Source organism: Rhodanobacter aciditrophus, from assembly GCF_042679525.1.
GTDB classification, from domain to species: Bacteria; Pseudomonadota; Gammaproteobacteria; order Pseudomonadales; family Marinomonadaceae; genus Marinomonas; species Marinomonas aciditrophus.
The window spans coordinates 118,215-133,039 of the sequence record NZ_JBHTMN010000003.1; the positions used below are offsets into that span (position 1 = coordinate 118,215).

Consider the following 14,825-nt stretch of genomic DNA (forward strand, 5'->3'; position numbering starts at 1 on the left):
AGGGTATCAAAATGGCAGGCGAATTCAGTCGTACTAGTCGTATTGGTGATCAGCTCCAAAAGGAGCTGGCATCCCTTATACAGTTTGAAGTGAAAGATCCACGTTTGGGCATGGTGACGATTAACGAAGTACGCGTTGCGAAAGATCTAGGGTATGCGGATATTTACTACACCGTACTTGGATTGGACGACAACGCGGAACGCTTGGCTGAAAACCAAGCGGCACTGGACAGTGCTAAAAACTTCCTGCGTCACCGTCTTGCGAAAGAAGTGAAGTTGCGCATTATGCCGCACCTGCGTTTCCACTACGACACCAGTGTTGTCAACGGTGCGCGCATGTCGGCATTGATCGACCAAGCGCTTCGTAAGGACCAAAAGAACCAAGATTCAGAAGAAGAGTAAGTACTGACCATGGGCAAAACGCAATGGCGCGCCATTGATGGCGTTGTTCTATTAAATAAGCCTTTGGGACTCAGCTCGAATCAAGCGTTACAAAAAGTTCGTCGTGTGTTCCGTGCTGCTAAAGCCGGACACACGGGCGCACTTGATCCCCTCGCAACTGGTATGCTGCCCCTTTGTCTGGGTGAGGCGACCAAATTTTCCCAATTTCTTCTTGATGCGGACAAGCGATACATTACCTGTATTGAGCTTGGTATTCGTACAACAACCGGTGATAAAGAAGGTGAAGAGCTTAGCAACGAGCCTGTGCCTCAATTATCGGATGAAGAACTGGAAGCGCTGTTGGATTCGTTTCGTGGCAATATCGAACAAGTTCCGCCGATGTATTCGGCCCTAAAGCATGAAGGCAAGCCCCTGTACGAGTATGCACGTAAAGGCATCACCATTGAGCGCAAACGTCGCGCCGTTGTGATTTCTAATTTAACCGTGCTAGAGCGAACAGAGAATACTCTAACCTTAGATATCAGCTGCTCCAAAGGGACTTATATACGTACCATTGGAGAAGACATTGGCGAGGCTCTAGGCTGCGGTGCGCACCTTAAAACCCTGCATCGAGTGTCGACCGCGGGTTACAACCCGGAAGACATGCTCACTATTGAAGCGTTTGAGGCGCTAGCTGAGCAAGGGGAGCCAGAGCTGGATAAGCACCTTATGGGTGCCGACACAGCGGTATTGCACTTGCCTGAAATTGTCATGTCTTTGCAAGAATCTAAAGATATTGTATTTGGGCGACTGCTTAACGACACCCGTGGTTTGCCAGAAGGGCAATTAATGCGCCTTTACGTCACCGAATCAAATGCCTTCTTGGGCCTTGGTGAAGTGAAAAATGGTAAAATTAAGCCACATAGATTAGTAAATACCAGTGAGTTAGCGCGCAACTAGTGTTATAATTCACGACCCTAGGATGACTGGAAATATGCTCGGCCACCCTGGATTCTTTTATAAGCATATTAATTCGGAGATTATGATTATGGCATTATCTGCAGAAGCAAAAGCAGCATTGGTTGCAGAGTTTCAAACTAAAGAAGGCGACACTGGTTCACCAGAAGTTCAAGTTGCATTGCTAACTAAGAACATCGAAGGTCTACAAGGTCACTTCAAAGATCACAAAGGCGATCACCATTCTCGCCGCGGTCTTATCCGCATGGTTAACCAACGTCGTAAGTTGTTGGACTACCTTAAGCGTAAAGACGCAGCACGTTACACTAGCTTGATCAAAAAGCTAGGTCTACGTCGCTAAGACCGAAGAGGGGCCATAGAAAATCTATGGCCCTTTTTTTCTTATAGGCCTCCCAGGGGACAGCCTGTACTTCAAATGTGTTTTTGACCTGATGTTAAGGTCCTAAAACAGAACACATCTGAGTACTGGCTAACAAAGAATGTCTTTGGGAGAAAGTTACAAAAAATTAAGTAAGGAATACGAGTGAGTATTACGACTAAAACGTTCCAATACGGAGCACATGAAGTAACACTAGAAACTGGCCGTATCGCACGTCAAGCGACTGGTGCAGTACTTTGTACTATGGGCGACGCGCAAGTGCTTGCTACCGTTGTTGGCGCTAAAAGCGCAAAAGACGGCCAAGACTTCTTCCCGCTTTCTGTACATTACCAAGAACGTACTTACGCAGTAGGTAAAATCCCTGGTGGTTTCCTAAAGCGTGAAGGCCGTCCTTCTGAAAAAGAAACCCTAACGTCTCGTTTGATCGACCGTCCGATTCGTCCACTGTTCCCGAAAGGCTTCATGAACGAAGTACAAGTGGTTTGTACGGTTATGTCTACTAACACAGACCTAGATGCAGACATCCCAGCGATGCTTGCAACCTCTGCTGCGTTGGCGATTTCTGGTATCCCATTCAACGGTCCTATCGGTGCAGCACGCGTTGGTTTCAACGACGAGTCTGGCTACGTATTGAACCCAAGCAACTCTGAATTGACTGAGTCTCTACTAGACATGGTCGTTGCGGGTACTAAAGACGCAGTGCTAATGGTTGAGTCTGAAGCACAAGAGCTGACAGAAGACGAAATGCTAGGTGCAGTACTTTACGCACACAAAGAAATGCAAACGGCTATCGCAACCATCAACGACTTCGCAGCAGAAGCTGGCAAGCCTCGTTGGGAATGGTCTGCAGAGCAAGCCAATGCTGACCTTGTTGAAACCGTTAAACTAGGTTTCGCAGCACAAATCGAAGAAGCTTACACAATCAGCGACAAAATGGACCGTTACGCGAAATTGGGCGAAGTGCGCGAAGCCGCAATTGCTCAGCTTGTAACAGAAGAAGGCCCATACTCTGAAGCAGACGTGACAGGCGTATTCGGCAAGCTAGAGAAAAACATCGTGCGTCGTCGTGTTATCGATGGCAAACCACGTATCGACGGCCGTGACAACAAAACTGTTCGTGGCATCAACGTTGAAGTGGGCATGCTTAAGAAAACTCACGGTTCTGCGTTGTTCACACGTGGTGAAACGCAAGCCATCGCGACTTGTACTTTGGGTACAAGCCGTGACGCTCAGATCGCTGACGGTCTAGCGGGTGAGTCTAAAGACAGCTTCATGTTGCACTACAACTTCCCTCCTTATTCTGTAGGTGAGTGTGGTCGTATGGGCGGTGTTGGTCGTCGTGAAATCGGTCACGGTCGTCTAGCGCGCCGTGGTGTTCAGGCGGTACTTCCTTCTGAAGAAGAATTCCCATACACCATCCGTGTGGTATCTGAGATCACTGAATCTAACGGTTCAAGCTCTATGGCCTCTGTGTGTGGCGCGTCTCTGTCTATGATGGATGCGGGTGTTCCTCTTAAAGCACCGGTTGCGGGTATCGCAATGGGTCTTGTTAAAGAAGAAGACGGCTTTGCAGTCCTAACTGACATCCTAGGTGACGAAGACCACCTTGGTGACATGGACTTTAAAGTAGCGGGTACTGAAGAAGGTATCACAGCACTTCAAATGGACATTAAGATCGAAGGTATCAACGAAGAGATCATGGACATCGCTCTTTCTCAAGCGATGGAAGCACGTAAGCACATCCTACGTGAAATGGCTCTAGTAATTGGTTACGCTCGTCCAGAGGTGTCTCCAAACGCACCATCTATGGCTACGATCAAAATCGATCCTGATAAGATCCGTGAAGTAATCGGTAAAGGCGGCGCAACCATCCGTTCTATCACCGAAGACACTGGCGCTTCTATCGACCTAGACGACGACGGTACAGTACGTATCTACGCACCAGATAAAACAGCATCTGATGCAGCACTGCTACGTATCCATGAGATCACTGCAGAAGCAGAAGTGGACAAACTTTACCAAGGTAAAGTCGTACGCCTAGCGGAATTCGGTGCATTCGTGAACATCCTTCCAGGCAAAGACGGCCTAGTTCACATCTCTCAAATCGCTGAAGAACGCATCCGTGCTGTTGCAGACGTACTAGAAGAAGGCCAAGACGTAATCGTTAAGGTACTAGACGTAGATGCACGTGGTCGTATCAAACTGTCTATGAAAGAAGTAACAGAAGAAGAAAAAGCAGCATTCGTAGCTGGTTAATCTTCTAACTTCTCGTTAGATCCTAAAAAGGAGCACCTCGGTGCTCCTTTTTTAATGCCTGCGGTTTTTAGAAAGGGGGTAAGATCTCCTAGATCATACCTCTCCAGATCTCCAAAACCTGCTAAACTCCCTTCCTACCCAAATCAGGAATTCCCAATGAGCCAACCCAATAACCCATTACACGGTCTGTCACTAGAAAAGATACTAACACATCTAGTCGAGCATTACGGCTGGGATGGCCTATACGACCGTGTCCGTGTGAACTGTTTTTCTAATGACCCTTCGATTAAATCTTCCCTAAAATTTCTGCGTAAAACGCAGTGGGCGAGGGATAAGGTGGAAGCGCTGTATATTGAAACGTTTAGCGGTTGATTCTCGTTATTCCCAAATCACATCCGCTTCATCTTCAATGGCGGCTTTGAGCATGTCGATCAAAGGAATGGCCCGATGGGCAAGGCTGACAGATGGCTCGTTTTGCTCGTCGTCTTCATCTGTAGAGCTCTGTTGAGCAGCTGTTTCTTTGTAGCGTGAGAGGGCGCTTTGCAATCGCTTTAATGCGTCTGGTACGTTTTCCGCAGTGATGGCTCCGGGAATCGCATTGCCGCTCCCCATCATCTGGATTAATTGCTGAGCAACGGAGCCAAACATGGTGATGTTGGCGCAAGCTTGGCATTTAAAAACGATCAACATGGCTCACCCTCTGATTGATGGAATCATTATAGTGTAGGGGAAAATGGATTATTGAGTATCCGTCATCCACTCTTGGAAGGCTTTCTGATCTTCTGCTGAAGCACGGTTATACCAGAGTTTCAGCATATCCAAGGCTTCTGTCTTTGCTTGTTCTTTGTCTGCCGCTTTTGCAGTAACAGAGGGGGCTTGATAGGTTTGAGTGAATGCGCGAATTTCGTCTTTGTAATCTCGAAACATCTGTGCCCCAGGTTGAGTGGGTAGCATGTGCATGTCGTAATTTAACGCCTCGCCACTGTCCTTATGAATGAGTGTGAACTCAGGGGATTCTGCGAATTTGGCTGCGTCATTTTTGCGGAATAAATGGGGGGCTTCTAAAAGGATGTTGTCATCCTGTGCCACTGTGATGTCGAGGATGATGGGCTCAGACTGGAAACGATCCGCGTCTGCACCACCTCCAATACGGTCATTGTAACGTACAACTAGTTGGCGTTTGCCTGGTTCCAGTTCGGCTTTGAAGTCGCCCCCAAGATTGCCGGTGCTTTCCAGATCTACGTACATGATCTCAAAGTTGCGTGGCACTTCAAATGTGGCCGCCGTTGTGGAAACACTCGTGATACCCAACAAGACACCCATCAATACAACACCCGAACGTACACCCACTTTCCTGTCTCCTTAACCGTAAAACTGCGTCATTCTTTAAGTAGACGTAACCTAGCATAAAGTCGTGGGTGTTGAACTTGTCCTAACGTTTTGCTGAAGGGATATACTTTGTTTTGCCTCAATGTGGTGGATGGCTATATCAGTACACGGACCAACCTATATGTTTACTCATGGATTCTAATGCAGCCACCCCAGCACAGGAGTTACCCACCTTGTTTAAGGCTGGAGACCAAACACAGATAGAAAAGCGTCCTGGGACGATGGCAACGATGCCGCCGCCCACACCACTTTTACCGGGTAAACCTACCTGAAAGGCGAAATGGCCCGCTTCATCATACATGCCACTGGTTGCCATGAGGGCGTTGACTTGCCTTGCTTCCTCTTCTGAAATCACTTGCTCCTGACTGATGGTGCAATAGCCCTTATTCGCAAGGAAGTTAAACGCTTTGGCCAAATCCACACAGCTCATGCGTAGGGCGCAATTGGCGAAGTAGCTTTTTAAGACGTCTTCGACTTCGTTTTCAAAGTTGCCGTTTGATTTCATTAAGTAGGCCATGGCGGCGTTGCGATGGCGAAATTCGTATTCGGAGTCTGCCACCTGTAGGTCCGTTTTGATCTCAGGATTACCTGAGATGCGGCGTACGAACTCACTCATGGCATAGTGTGGCGACGCAAAGCGGGACTGGTTCATATCGCTGATCACCAATGCCCCAGCGTTGATAAAAGGGTTACGGGGAATGCCGTGTTCGTACTCTAGTTGCACCAGTGAATTGAAGGGTAGTCCCGATGGCTCTCTGCCAACCCGTTGCCACATGTCCTTGCCATAGTGCTTCATGGCCAAGGTGAGACTAAAGACCTTAGAAATACTCTGGATCGAAAATGGCGTGTCTGCATCACCAATTTGATACAGGTCTCCCTCGTTGCTAAAAATGGCAATGCCGAATTGGTTTGGGTCTACACTGGCCAGTGCTGGAATGTAGTCAGCGACTTTGCCTTTTCCCATTAGAGGTTTAACGTCTTCGAAGATCTTGCTGAGGAGTGCTTGCATGGGGAGCCTTATTGTTCTGGCGTTATTATTTTGGGGGAAGATTGTGCCAGAATCTCTAGAAAACCAAAAAGAAATTTATCAAGCAGGGGGGAGGGGAACATCGCCACCTATTTCAGCTGCTGGGCCAGAGCCAACCATAGTATTGTTGGCTCTGGCCTAGCATTTGAAAGAGGTTGGTTTTACTTGCCCCCGTTTTGGTGATTAGGTATTGCTGCTTTAAACAATATGGCGCTTTCCCAACATATTAGATGCTGGCTATGTCAGAGCGTTTCTTAAATACAATGTAAAAAAAGCAAGAAAAATATAAGCCAATGACCAGAGCGCCGACCCATTGAATGCGAAGAAAGTCGAGCTGGAACAGCAGGGTTAGCGTGCACATCACGACAAAGTTTCCGGCAATGTAAGGGATTAGGCCGAAACGTTTCACGGTGATGTTCAAGTTGTCTGTATACAACCGAATTAACGAATCTAAAGAGTTTATCACCATCAATATACCCACAGTGACCATCATAATTTTGATGAACCCCGCAATGTGAAGGCTTTCAATATGATAGTGATAGAGGATCGTAAACCAGATGCCAATTGCAATCGATGGAAAGACCATCATGGCTAACAGTAGCTGCCAAGTGCGAATGCCGCTAACAAAGCGTGCGGTGAACTGGCCAATCATGATGCTCCAAGAAAACCACCAGAAAAGGTAAAACGCGTGGTAGTCATTTAACGGCAACATAAACTGATAGATGTTTGTGAAGTAGTCACCGATAAGGCCTGCGTTGTTTAGGAAGTCCTCAGGGTTTCCGTTATCGGTTAGGTAAGCGCGGAACCACATGATAATGATTAACGCGATAAAGAGAATGCTCGAGCCTAAACTGAGCAGTCTTAGCAACTTCATACTGCTGCTTGAGAACACTGCAAGCGCAATGGAAGCAAATACAATCCAATAGAAGCTGGAGACTACTGATTCTCCATCACCGATTTGAGGCAGATACCAAGGCAGGTTTACTAGCAGTAGGTAAGCGGTGAAGGCACAAGTGCCGATAATGACAATATTGTTGACTAACTTAACGATTGGGATTTCAAAGAATTGAACTTTTGGTTCGATCACACAAAAGTAAAAGCAGGTTAAGAAATAGAATCCCCAGATTAAAAATGCCCAATAACCGAATTCGATAGCGAGTGGGTTGGCGAAGCTGTATTCAGGATTTTCCGTTAGATTCGCGTAACCCCCAAACTCCGTTAATGGGAACATGATTAATCCGACATCAAGTCCTGAGGTGAACAAGATTGCGATAAAAACAAGGGTGCTGACAGGGGTTATCCCAACGCACTTTTTGTTCCACCATTTTAGGAGAATCACTGCTATAGCAGCGAAAGAGAATATTAGGCCCGACGATAAAAGGAAATTCATACACCTTCCGATTTTTTTTAATTAAACGTTTAATTAATAAAAATCCTATAGGATAAGCGGATGCTTTTCAAATGTGTAAAGAAATTGTCTTGTCTCTAGCTCTACTTTCTATGCATGCCTGAGGTTTGAAGTGAGCCGAATCCTCAATGGAAAAGCCAGTATTTATCATGACGACTAATAACCAGAAAATATGGGTGTAGTATGGGTTTGGGATAAAACTAAATGCAGACTCTTAGCCTGCGAGCAAGTAAAATTCATCTCCTTTTCAAGGTGCGAACCTCTGCAAAATGTGGGTTGGTTCGTATTCTCTTTTAATAGAAAGATCAAAGTATATGTCCTCTATAACTTCTCTCAAAGCCGTAGTGATTGGCGCAGGCCCAGCAGGTTTAATGGCTGCTGAGCAGTTAGCCAAGCAACAGATTCCAGTTACCGTGTATGATGCCATGCCATCCGTCGGTCGGAAGTTCTTACGGGCTGGGATCGGTGGTCTTAACCTCACCCATTCTGAAGGCAAGCCTGCTTTTATAAATCGATATCAACCTCGCGAGGCAGTGGCCCCTTGGTTAGACGTATTTGATAGTGAAGATTTAGTGCAGTGGGCAAAAGAGCTAGGTGTGGAGACGTTTGTGGGGAGCTCTGGTCGAGTCTTTCCTACCCAGAAAAAAGCGGCGCCTCTATTACGTGCTTGGCTAAAGCGTCTCAAAGAGTCGGGTGTCACCATAGAGACACGCCATCGATGGTTGGGGTGGAATGATCAGGGAGACTTGAGAATCCAGTCGCCTATGGAAGAGTTAACCGTTCGATCCCAGGTGGTTATTTTTGCATTGGGAGGCGGGAGTTGGGCCCGATTGGGCTCTGATGGACATTGGTTATCTGTCTTTGAAAAGCATGGGGTCGATTGTCAGCCGTTTCGCCCGAGTAATTGTGGCTTTAATTACCCATGGTCAGATACGTTTAAGCAAGAACAAGGCGGTCAGCCTCTTAAAGGCGTTGTGTTGACTTGTGGTGAACACACTAAGAAGGGCGATGCTACCTTGTCTCACTATGGGGTGGAAGGAAGCTTGATTTATGGCTTGTCAGCTCCTATTCGTGATGCCATTGAATTGGCTGGGGAAGCGTTAGTTCATTGGGATTTGTTGCCTGATCTGTCCCTTGATGAGATCCGTGCTAAGTTGAAAAAACGTCGTGCGAAAGATTCCCTGTCCAACGTGTTGAGAAAGCAGCTTTCTCTTTCCGGTGGTAAATTGGCTTTGCTTAAAGCCCTGATCACGAAAGAACAAATGCAAGATCTGGAAACATTACCAGCGCTCTTAAAGCATCTTCCCCAACGCTTACAAAGCTGTCGTCCAATTGATGAAGCGATCAGCACAGCAGGGGGTATTACCATGGACTCCTTGAATGACGAGCTCATGATAAAAGCCATGCCGGGAACATTTTGCATCGGTGAAATGCTGGACTGGGATGCGCCCACAGGGGGCTATTTGCTGACAGCCTGCTATGCCAGTGGTTTGGTAGCTGGAAAGGGGGCTGTGGACTATTTGAAGAATGCCTCCTCAGGGACTGAAAACATCCTGTAAAAGCGGTTAAACGAGCCCAACCGATTGCTTGCGACAGGTTACACTTGGGTAATCTGTTGCAAAAATGAGTTCCAACTATGAAAACCTTCTTCCTTGCGTGTTTTACCCTAGTATTAAGCGGCTGCGCTAGCTTGTCCCAGTACTCGGCCTATTCCGTGTCGAACAGTGAATTAGAGCAGGTGCTAGACAGTCAATTAGGGGCGCTACAGGCGAAATCTGACCTAGCTGGTATTCCTCTGACGCTGTCGGTAGATGATATGAAGGTGAACATCGGCCCAGAGGGGCGAGATGTGGTGCAACTTGGCACGTTTGCCACAGCGAATATGAAGGTGCTGGGGTTTGAATACCCGGCGAAGCTGGCACTTGAATTAGAAGGCACGCCCTATTATGACAGCGACAAAAAAGCCATCTTTGTACGTTCTCTGGCGTTATTAAATAGCTCTGTGGAAGCTGGGGGCTACAAGGGCAATTTGGCGCCCGTTAGCGATCAAGTCATGGCTCTGTTGAATCAATATTTAGACACTCATCCTGTGTATACCTTAGATACCAGTGATACGGCCGTTCGGCTGCTGACGAGTGTGCCTTTGGACTTGACCATCGAGCAAGGCAAGCTCACTTTGAAGCCCTAATCGGTGAACTAAACTATCTTAACCTCTCTTAATTACTAAATATTTCATGTGCTCTAGGTCAGTGTTAATTTAGCCGCGATTCGAATAGCTAATACCTGTGTATCTCTGAGTACAGGGTGTTCTAGAAGGCTTATCCACAATGCTTTTGCTGGCATGGGGTAGGCCTTTTCTTATTGTTATCTCCGCTTAAAACAGATCTTAGAGCCAATCATTATGAATAAAGTCAAACTAGCCTTGCTGACCGCTATGGTAAGCATTGCTAACGTGTTTACCCCTGTCCAAGCCAATGAAGAACCTGTTGATGTGCTGCTAATTGGTGGTGGCATCATGAGCTCAACTCTTGGTACTTATTTACAAGAGCTAGAGCCAAACTGGACCATTACCATGGTGGAGCGTTTGGGGGGTGTTGCTAAAGAAAGCTCCAATGGCTGGAACAATGCGGGCACGGGGCACTCGGCACTCATGGAGCTGAATTACACCCCTGAAATGCCAGACGGTAGTATCAATGTGGACAAGGCGATCAAGGTTAACGAAGCCTTCCAAATCAGCCGTCAGTTTTGGGCGTATCAGGTCAACCAGGGTGCTATGCATGACCCTGAATCCTTTATCCGTACCGTAAATCACATGAGCTTTGTGTGGGGTGACAAAAACGTTAACTTCCTACGCAAACGCTATGCCGAATTGCAAAAGCACACCTTATTCCAAAGTATGGACTACAGCGAAGATCCGCAGCAGATTGCTGAATGGGCACCGCTGCTGATGGAAGGTCGTGATCCAAACCAGCTGGTTGCGGCAACTCACTCGGTATTGGGTACAGACGTTAACTTTGGTGAAGTGACTCGTCAGTTAGTAGAAAATCTAAAAACCAAAGATAACTTCGATCTTCAGCTTCATTCTGAAGTCCGCGGCTTAGAGCAAAATGCGGACAAGACTTGGACTGTGACCATTGCAGATTTGGCCAACGGTGAAGCAGAGCGTACGGTAAACGCTAAGTTCGTTTTCATCGGTGCAGGCGGTGCATCATTGCCGTTGCTGCAAGCATCTGGCATCCCTGAAGGTAAGGTCTATGGTGGTTTCCCTGTGGGTGGCCAGTTCCTAGTGACGGAAAACCCAGAAGTGGTGAAGCAACACGTTAATAAAGCCTACGGACAAGCGGAAGTCGGTGCACCACCAATGTCTGTGCCCCACTTGGATGCTCGCCGTATTGATGGCAAAGAAGTTTTGCTATTTGGCCCATTTGCGACCTTCTCAACTAAGTTTTTGAAAAATGGCTCCTTATGGGATCTGCTGGGCGCAACCACAACAGACAATGTGGTGCCTATGATGCAAGTTGGGTTGGACAACTTTAACTTGGTTCAGTATCTGATCGAACAAGTGATGCTGGATGATGAAGATCGTTTTGCAGAGTTGCAAAAATATTACCCAACAGCGAAGAAAGAAGACTGGCGCTTGCTGACAGCGGGTCAGCGCGTACAGATCATCAAAAAAGACCCTGAGCAGGGTGGTCGTTTGCAATTCGGTACGGAAGTAGTGTCATCAGCAGACGCAAGTCTTGCGGCTCTGTTAGGTGCGTCTCCGGGAGCTTCCACCGCAGCGCCAATCATGTTGAATGTCTTGGAACAGGTGTTTGCAGATAAGGTCGCTGGTGAATGGAATGGCAAACTTAAAGAAATCATTCCTTCTTACGGCACTCAGCTAAACGGCAATGTGTCAGCAACCAACCGTGAGTTGATCCGCACCAGTGAAGCTTTGAAACTGCATTTACCGCGCGCTCCTAAAACCGCTGCGCCAGCGGGAGATGAGTCGGTGACAATGCCAAAGCAGGATGACATTGCGAATATTGAGCTTTAGTTAGCTTCACTCGCTAAAGAGTCACTCTAAAAAGCCTCGCCAGTGAATGCTGAGCGGGGCTTTTTTGTCACAGTGGCAAAGTTCACCCATAAAAAAAGCCCTAACTCATTGAGTCAGGGCTTTTTAGTGTTGCTTACGCTGTCTTAATTAAGCTTGGCTTAAATTAAGCAACTGGCGTGATGGCGATGTCGCCGCCTTTCACGCTTAGGTCTTCGCTTGGTGGCGCGAAAGACGTTAGGTTGATACCTGCAACGGCTTCTTTGTACTCATCAAGAGAAGGGAAGCGGCCAAGGATACAAGATAGAACAACCATAGGTGTTGAACCTAGTAGTGATTCACCTTTCTTCTCAGCTGTATCTTCTACAACACGACCTTGGAATAAACGCGTAGACGTTGCTATTACAGTGTCACCAGGCGCTGCTTTCTCTTGGTTACCCATACATAGGTTACATCCAGGGCGCTCTAGGTACATGATGTTCTCGTATGATTTACGAGCCGCTTCTTTCGGGTTCACATCATCAAATTGGAAGCCAGAGTATTTCTCAAGCAATGCCCAATCGCCTTCTGCTTTTAGCTCATCAACGATGTTGTACGTTGGTGGCGCAACCACTAGAGGCGCTTTGAAAGTGATAGGTCCTTTCTTCTCAAGGTTACGAAGCATGGCAGCGATGATTTGCATATCACCTTTGTGCACCATACAAGAACCAACGAAACCTAGGTCAACTTTACGGCCATCGTAGTAAGAGGTCGGACGGATCACATCGTGGGTGTAGCGCTTAGACACGTCTTCGTTGTTTACGTCTGGGTCAGCAATCATTGGCTCATCGATTGCGTCTAGGTCAACAACCACTTCAGCGTAGTACTTAGCGTTGTCATCTGGAGCAAGTGCTGGTGCGTCGCCAGATTTGATTTCAGCGATACGCTTGTCAGCAAGATCGATTAGACCTTGAAGCATGTTTGCTGCGTTATCCATGCCTTTCTTGATCATGATCTGGATGCGAGACTTAGCAAGCTCTAGAGATTCGATCATTGTTTCATCAGTTGAGATACAGATCGAAGCTTTCGCTTTCATTTCTGCAGTCCAGTCTGTGAAGGTGAAGGCTTGGTCCGCAAGCAGTGTACCGATTTGTACTTCGATAACACGGCCTTGGAAGACGTTCTCGCCTTGGAACTGCTTCAACATCTGCGCTTGAGTCGCGTGTACGATGTCACGGAAGTCCATGTATGGCTTCATTTGGCCTTTGAACGTCACTTTTACAGACTCAGGGATTGGCATTTCTGCTTCACCTGTCGCTAGGGCAACGGCAACCGTACCAGAGTCCGCACCGAACGCTACACCCTTAGACATACGAGTGTGAGAGTCACCACCGATGATGATCGCACGATCGTCAACTGTGATGTCGTTCAGTACTTTGTGGATTACGTCGGTCATTGGCGCGTAAACGTTTTTAGGGTCACGTGCAGTGATAACACCGAAGTTGTTCATGAAAGACATTAGCTTAGGAATGTTTGCCTGAGCTTTCTTGTCCCATACTGACGCTGTGTGACAGCCTGACTGGTAAGCACCGTCAACAGTAGGAGAGATCACAGAAGCGGCCATAGACTCAAGCTCTTGGCAAGTCATTGGACCAGTTGTGTCTTGGGAACCTACGATGTTCACTTTAACGCGAACGTCAGAACCTGTGTGAAGTGGTGTTTTAGATTTCACACCTACCGCATTGCGGTTAAAGATTTTCTCTACTGCTGTTAGGCCTTGGCCTTCGTTAGAGATTTCTTTATTTTGTGCGTAAACCGCTGGTGTTTCGATACCTAGCGTTTCTGCTGCGAACGTTTGTAGTTTCTTACCGAATGTTACTGCGTAAGAACCACCGGCTTTCATGAATTCCACTTTTTGTGGAGTGAAAGAAGAGGATACGTCTACAAGCTCTTTGTCGCCGTTGTAAAGCTTCTTAGCTTTTGTATCGATGGTAAGAACGGTACCTGTTGCAACAGAGTAAGCTTCTTCTAGAACTGGATCGCCGTTTTCGTCACGTACAACGTTGCCACTTGCATCCGTTTTCTTAACCCAGTTTTTCAGGTCTAGACCGATACCGCCGGTTACACCAACTGTCGTTAGGAAGATTGGCGCGATACCGTTTGTACCTGCAACCACTGGACGGTTGTTAACAAATGGAATGTATGGAGAAGTCTTTTCACCTGCCCAAAGTGCAACGTTGTTCACGCCTGACATACGTGAAGAACCTACACCCATGGTGCCTTTCTCAGCGATCAGCATCACTTTGGCGTTTGGATGCTTTTTACCTAGCTCAACGATGTCTTTTTGAGCTTCTGGGCTGATCATGCAAAGGCCGTGTAGTTCACGGTCTGCACGTGAGTGAGACTGGTTACCAGGAGATAGCAAGTCGGTAGAGATATCACCTTCTGCTGCGATGTAAGTCACAACGTCGATTTTCTCTGGGATGTCGTCAAGCTTAGTGAAGAACTCAGCTTTCGCGTAGCTTTCTAGAAGCTCTTTAGCAATGGCGTTGCCAGCTTTGTAAGCAGCAGATAGACGATCGTAGTCAGCGTCGTATAGGAATACTTGAGACTTAAGTACTTCCCCCGCAGCGGCTGCTTGAGCGTGGTCAGACAGTGCTACGTCTAGAAGTGCTGCGACAGATGGGCCGCCTTTCATGTGAGAAAGCTGCTCTAGTGCGAACTCAGGAGAGATCTCTGCAACCACTTCGTTGCCTAGTACGATCTCTTTTAGAAATGCTGATTTTACAACGGCTGCTGGGGTTGTACCTGGCAGAGTGTTGTAGATGAAGAAGTTTAGAGACTCTTCACGGTGCTCGTTTGCCGTATCTTTGATTTGATCAATGATTTCAGACAGCAACTCAGCGCCATCGATTGGTTTTGGGGCAAGGCCCAGGTCCTTTTTACGAACCTCAATTTCTTGTAGGTAATCAGTATATAAACTCATAGCGCCA

General features: G+C 47.2%; 14 protein-coding genes. 9 read left to right on the forward strand and 5 right to left on the reverse strand.

Going from position 1 to position 14,825, the window contains the following annotated elements; genetic code table 11:
- Positions 1-11 precede the first annotated feature (11 nt).
- From rbfA to ACFQ45_RS01265, 5 genes are all read left to right on the forward strand, one after another.
- Positions 12-401 (forward strand): 30S ribosome-binding factor RbfA, encoded by a 390-nt coding sequence (gene rbfA / locus ACFQ45_RS01245; RefSeq protein WP_377364499.1) that lies wholly within the window; start codon positions 12-14, stop codon positions 399-401.
- A 9-nt stretch (positions 402-410) separates the two neighbouring features.
- On the forward strand, positions 411-1,340 hold the full coding sequence (truB, locus tag ACFQ45_RS01250; RefSeq protein ID WP_377364501.1) for a tRNA pseudouridine(55) synthase TruB: 930 nt from the start codon (positions 411-413) through the stop codon (positions 1,338-1,340).
- 88 nt (positions 1,341-1,428) lie between these two features.
- Complete coding sequence (rpsO, locus tag ACFQ45_RS01255; protein ID WP_377364503.1) at positions 1,429-1,698, forward strand: 30S ribosomal protein S15; 270 nt, start codon at positions 1,429-1,431, stop codon at positions 1,696-1,698.
- A 183-nt stretch (positions 1,699-1,881) separates the two neighbouring features.
- Positions 1,882-3,993, forward strand: a complete 2,112-nt coding sequence (gene pnp, locus ACFQ45_RS01260; protein ID WP_377364506.1) for a polyribonucleotide nucleotidyltransferase — start codon at positions 1,882-1,884, stop codon at positions 3,991-3,993.
- 156 nt (positions 3,994-4,149) lie between these two features.
- On the forward strand, positions 4,150-4,365 hold the full coding sequence (locus tag ACFQ45_RS01265) for a VF530 family protein (RefSeq protein ID WP_377364508.1): 216 nt from the start codon (positions 4,150-4,152) through the stop codon (positions 4,363-4,365).
- A 6-nt stretch (positions 4,366-4,371) separates the two neighbouring features.
- On the opposite strand, the gene ACFQ45_RS01270 is transcribed toward ACFQ45_RS01265, so the two are convergent.
- The 3 genes from ACFQ45_RS01270 to glsB all read right to left on the reverse strand — a co-directional run bounded on the left by ACFQ45_RS01270 (position 4,372) and on the right by glsB (position 6,391).
- Positions 4,372-4,683, reverse strand: a complete 312-nt coding sequence (locus tag ACFQ45_RS01270; protein ID WP_377364510.1) for a DUF1840 domain-containing protein — start codon at positions 4,681-4,683, stop codon at positions 4,372-4,374.
- A gap of 48 nt (positions 4,684-4,731) precedes the next feature.
- On the reverse strand, positions 4,732-5,343 hold the full coding sequence (locus ACFQ45_RS01275) for a YccT family protein (RefSeq protein ID WP_377364512.1): 612 nt from the start codon (positions 5,341-5,343) through the stop codon (positions 4,732-4,734).
- A gap of 139 nt (positions 5,344-5,482) precedes the next feature.
- Positions 5,483-6,391: a glutaminase B gene (glsB, locus tag ACFQ45_RS01280; protein ID WP_377364514.1), complete on the reverse strand. Its 909-nt coding sequence runs from the start codon at positions 6,389-6,391 to the stop codon at positions 5,483-5,485.
- Between glsB and ACFQ45_RS01285 the strand changes: the two genes are divergently transcribed.
- A complete protein-coding gene (locus ACFQ45_RS01285; protein WP_377364516.1) occupies positions 6,390-6,551 on the forward strand; it encodes a hypothetical protein in 162 nt (53 codons plus the stop codon). The two genes, glsB and ACFQ45_RS01285, sit on opposite strands and share 2 nt — an antisense overlap.
- Before the next feature lie 84 nt (positions 6,552-6,635).
- Here ACFQ45_RS01285 and ACFQ45_RS01290 read toward each other — a convergent pair whose 3' ends face one another.
- The gene (locus tag ACFQ45_RS01290) at positions 6,636-7,640 is read right to left on the reverse strand and encodes a BCCT family transporter (protein ID WP_377364518.1); all 1,005 of its coding nucleotides are present in this window, start codon (positions 7,638-7,640) and stop codon (positions 6,636-6,638) included.
- 491 nt (positions 7,641-8,131) lie between these two features.
- On the opposite strand from ACFQ45_RS01290, the gene ACFQ45_RS01295 reads away from it, so the two are divergent.
- The 3 genes from ACFQ45_RS01295 (at position 8,132) to mqo (ending at position 11,856) form a co-directional block, all read left to right on the forward strand.
- On the forward strand, positions 8,132-9,376 hold the full coding sequence (locus ACFQ45_RS01295; protein WP_377364520.1) for a TIGR03862 family flavoprotein: 1,245 nt from the start codon (positions 8,132-8,134) through the stop codon (positions 9,374-9,376).
- 77 nt (positions 9,377-9,453) lie between these two features.
- Positions 9,454-10,005 (forward strand): DUF1439 domain-containing protein, encoded by a 552-nt coding sequence (locus tag ACFQ45_RS01300; RefSeq protein ID WP_377364522.1) that lies wholly within the window; start codon positions 9,454-9,456, stop codon positions 10,003-10,005.
- 213 nt (positions 10,006-10,218) lie between these two features.
- On the forward strand, positions 10,219-11,856 hold the full coding sequence (gene mqo, locus ACFQ45_RS01305) for a malate dehydrogenase (quinone) (protein ID WP_377364524.1): 1,638 nt from the start codon (positions 10,219-10,221) through the stop codon (positions 11,854-11,856).
- A gap of 163 nt (positions 11,857-12,019) precedes the next feature.
- Here mqo and ACFQ45_RS01310 read toward each other — a convergent pair whose 3' ends face one another.
- Entirely contained in the window at positions 12,020-14,818 is a 2,799-nt protein-coding gene (locus ACFQ45_RS01310) for a bifunctional aconitate hydratase 2/2-methylisocitrate dehydratase (protein WP_377364526.1), read from the reverse strand.
- Positions 14,819-14,825 lie beyond the last annotated feature (7 nt).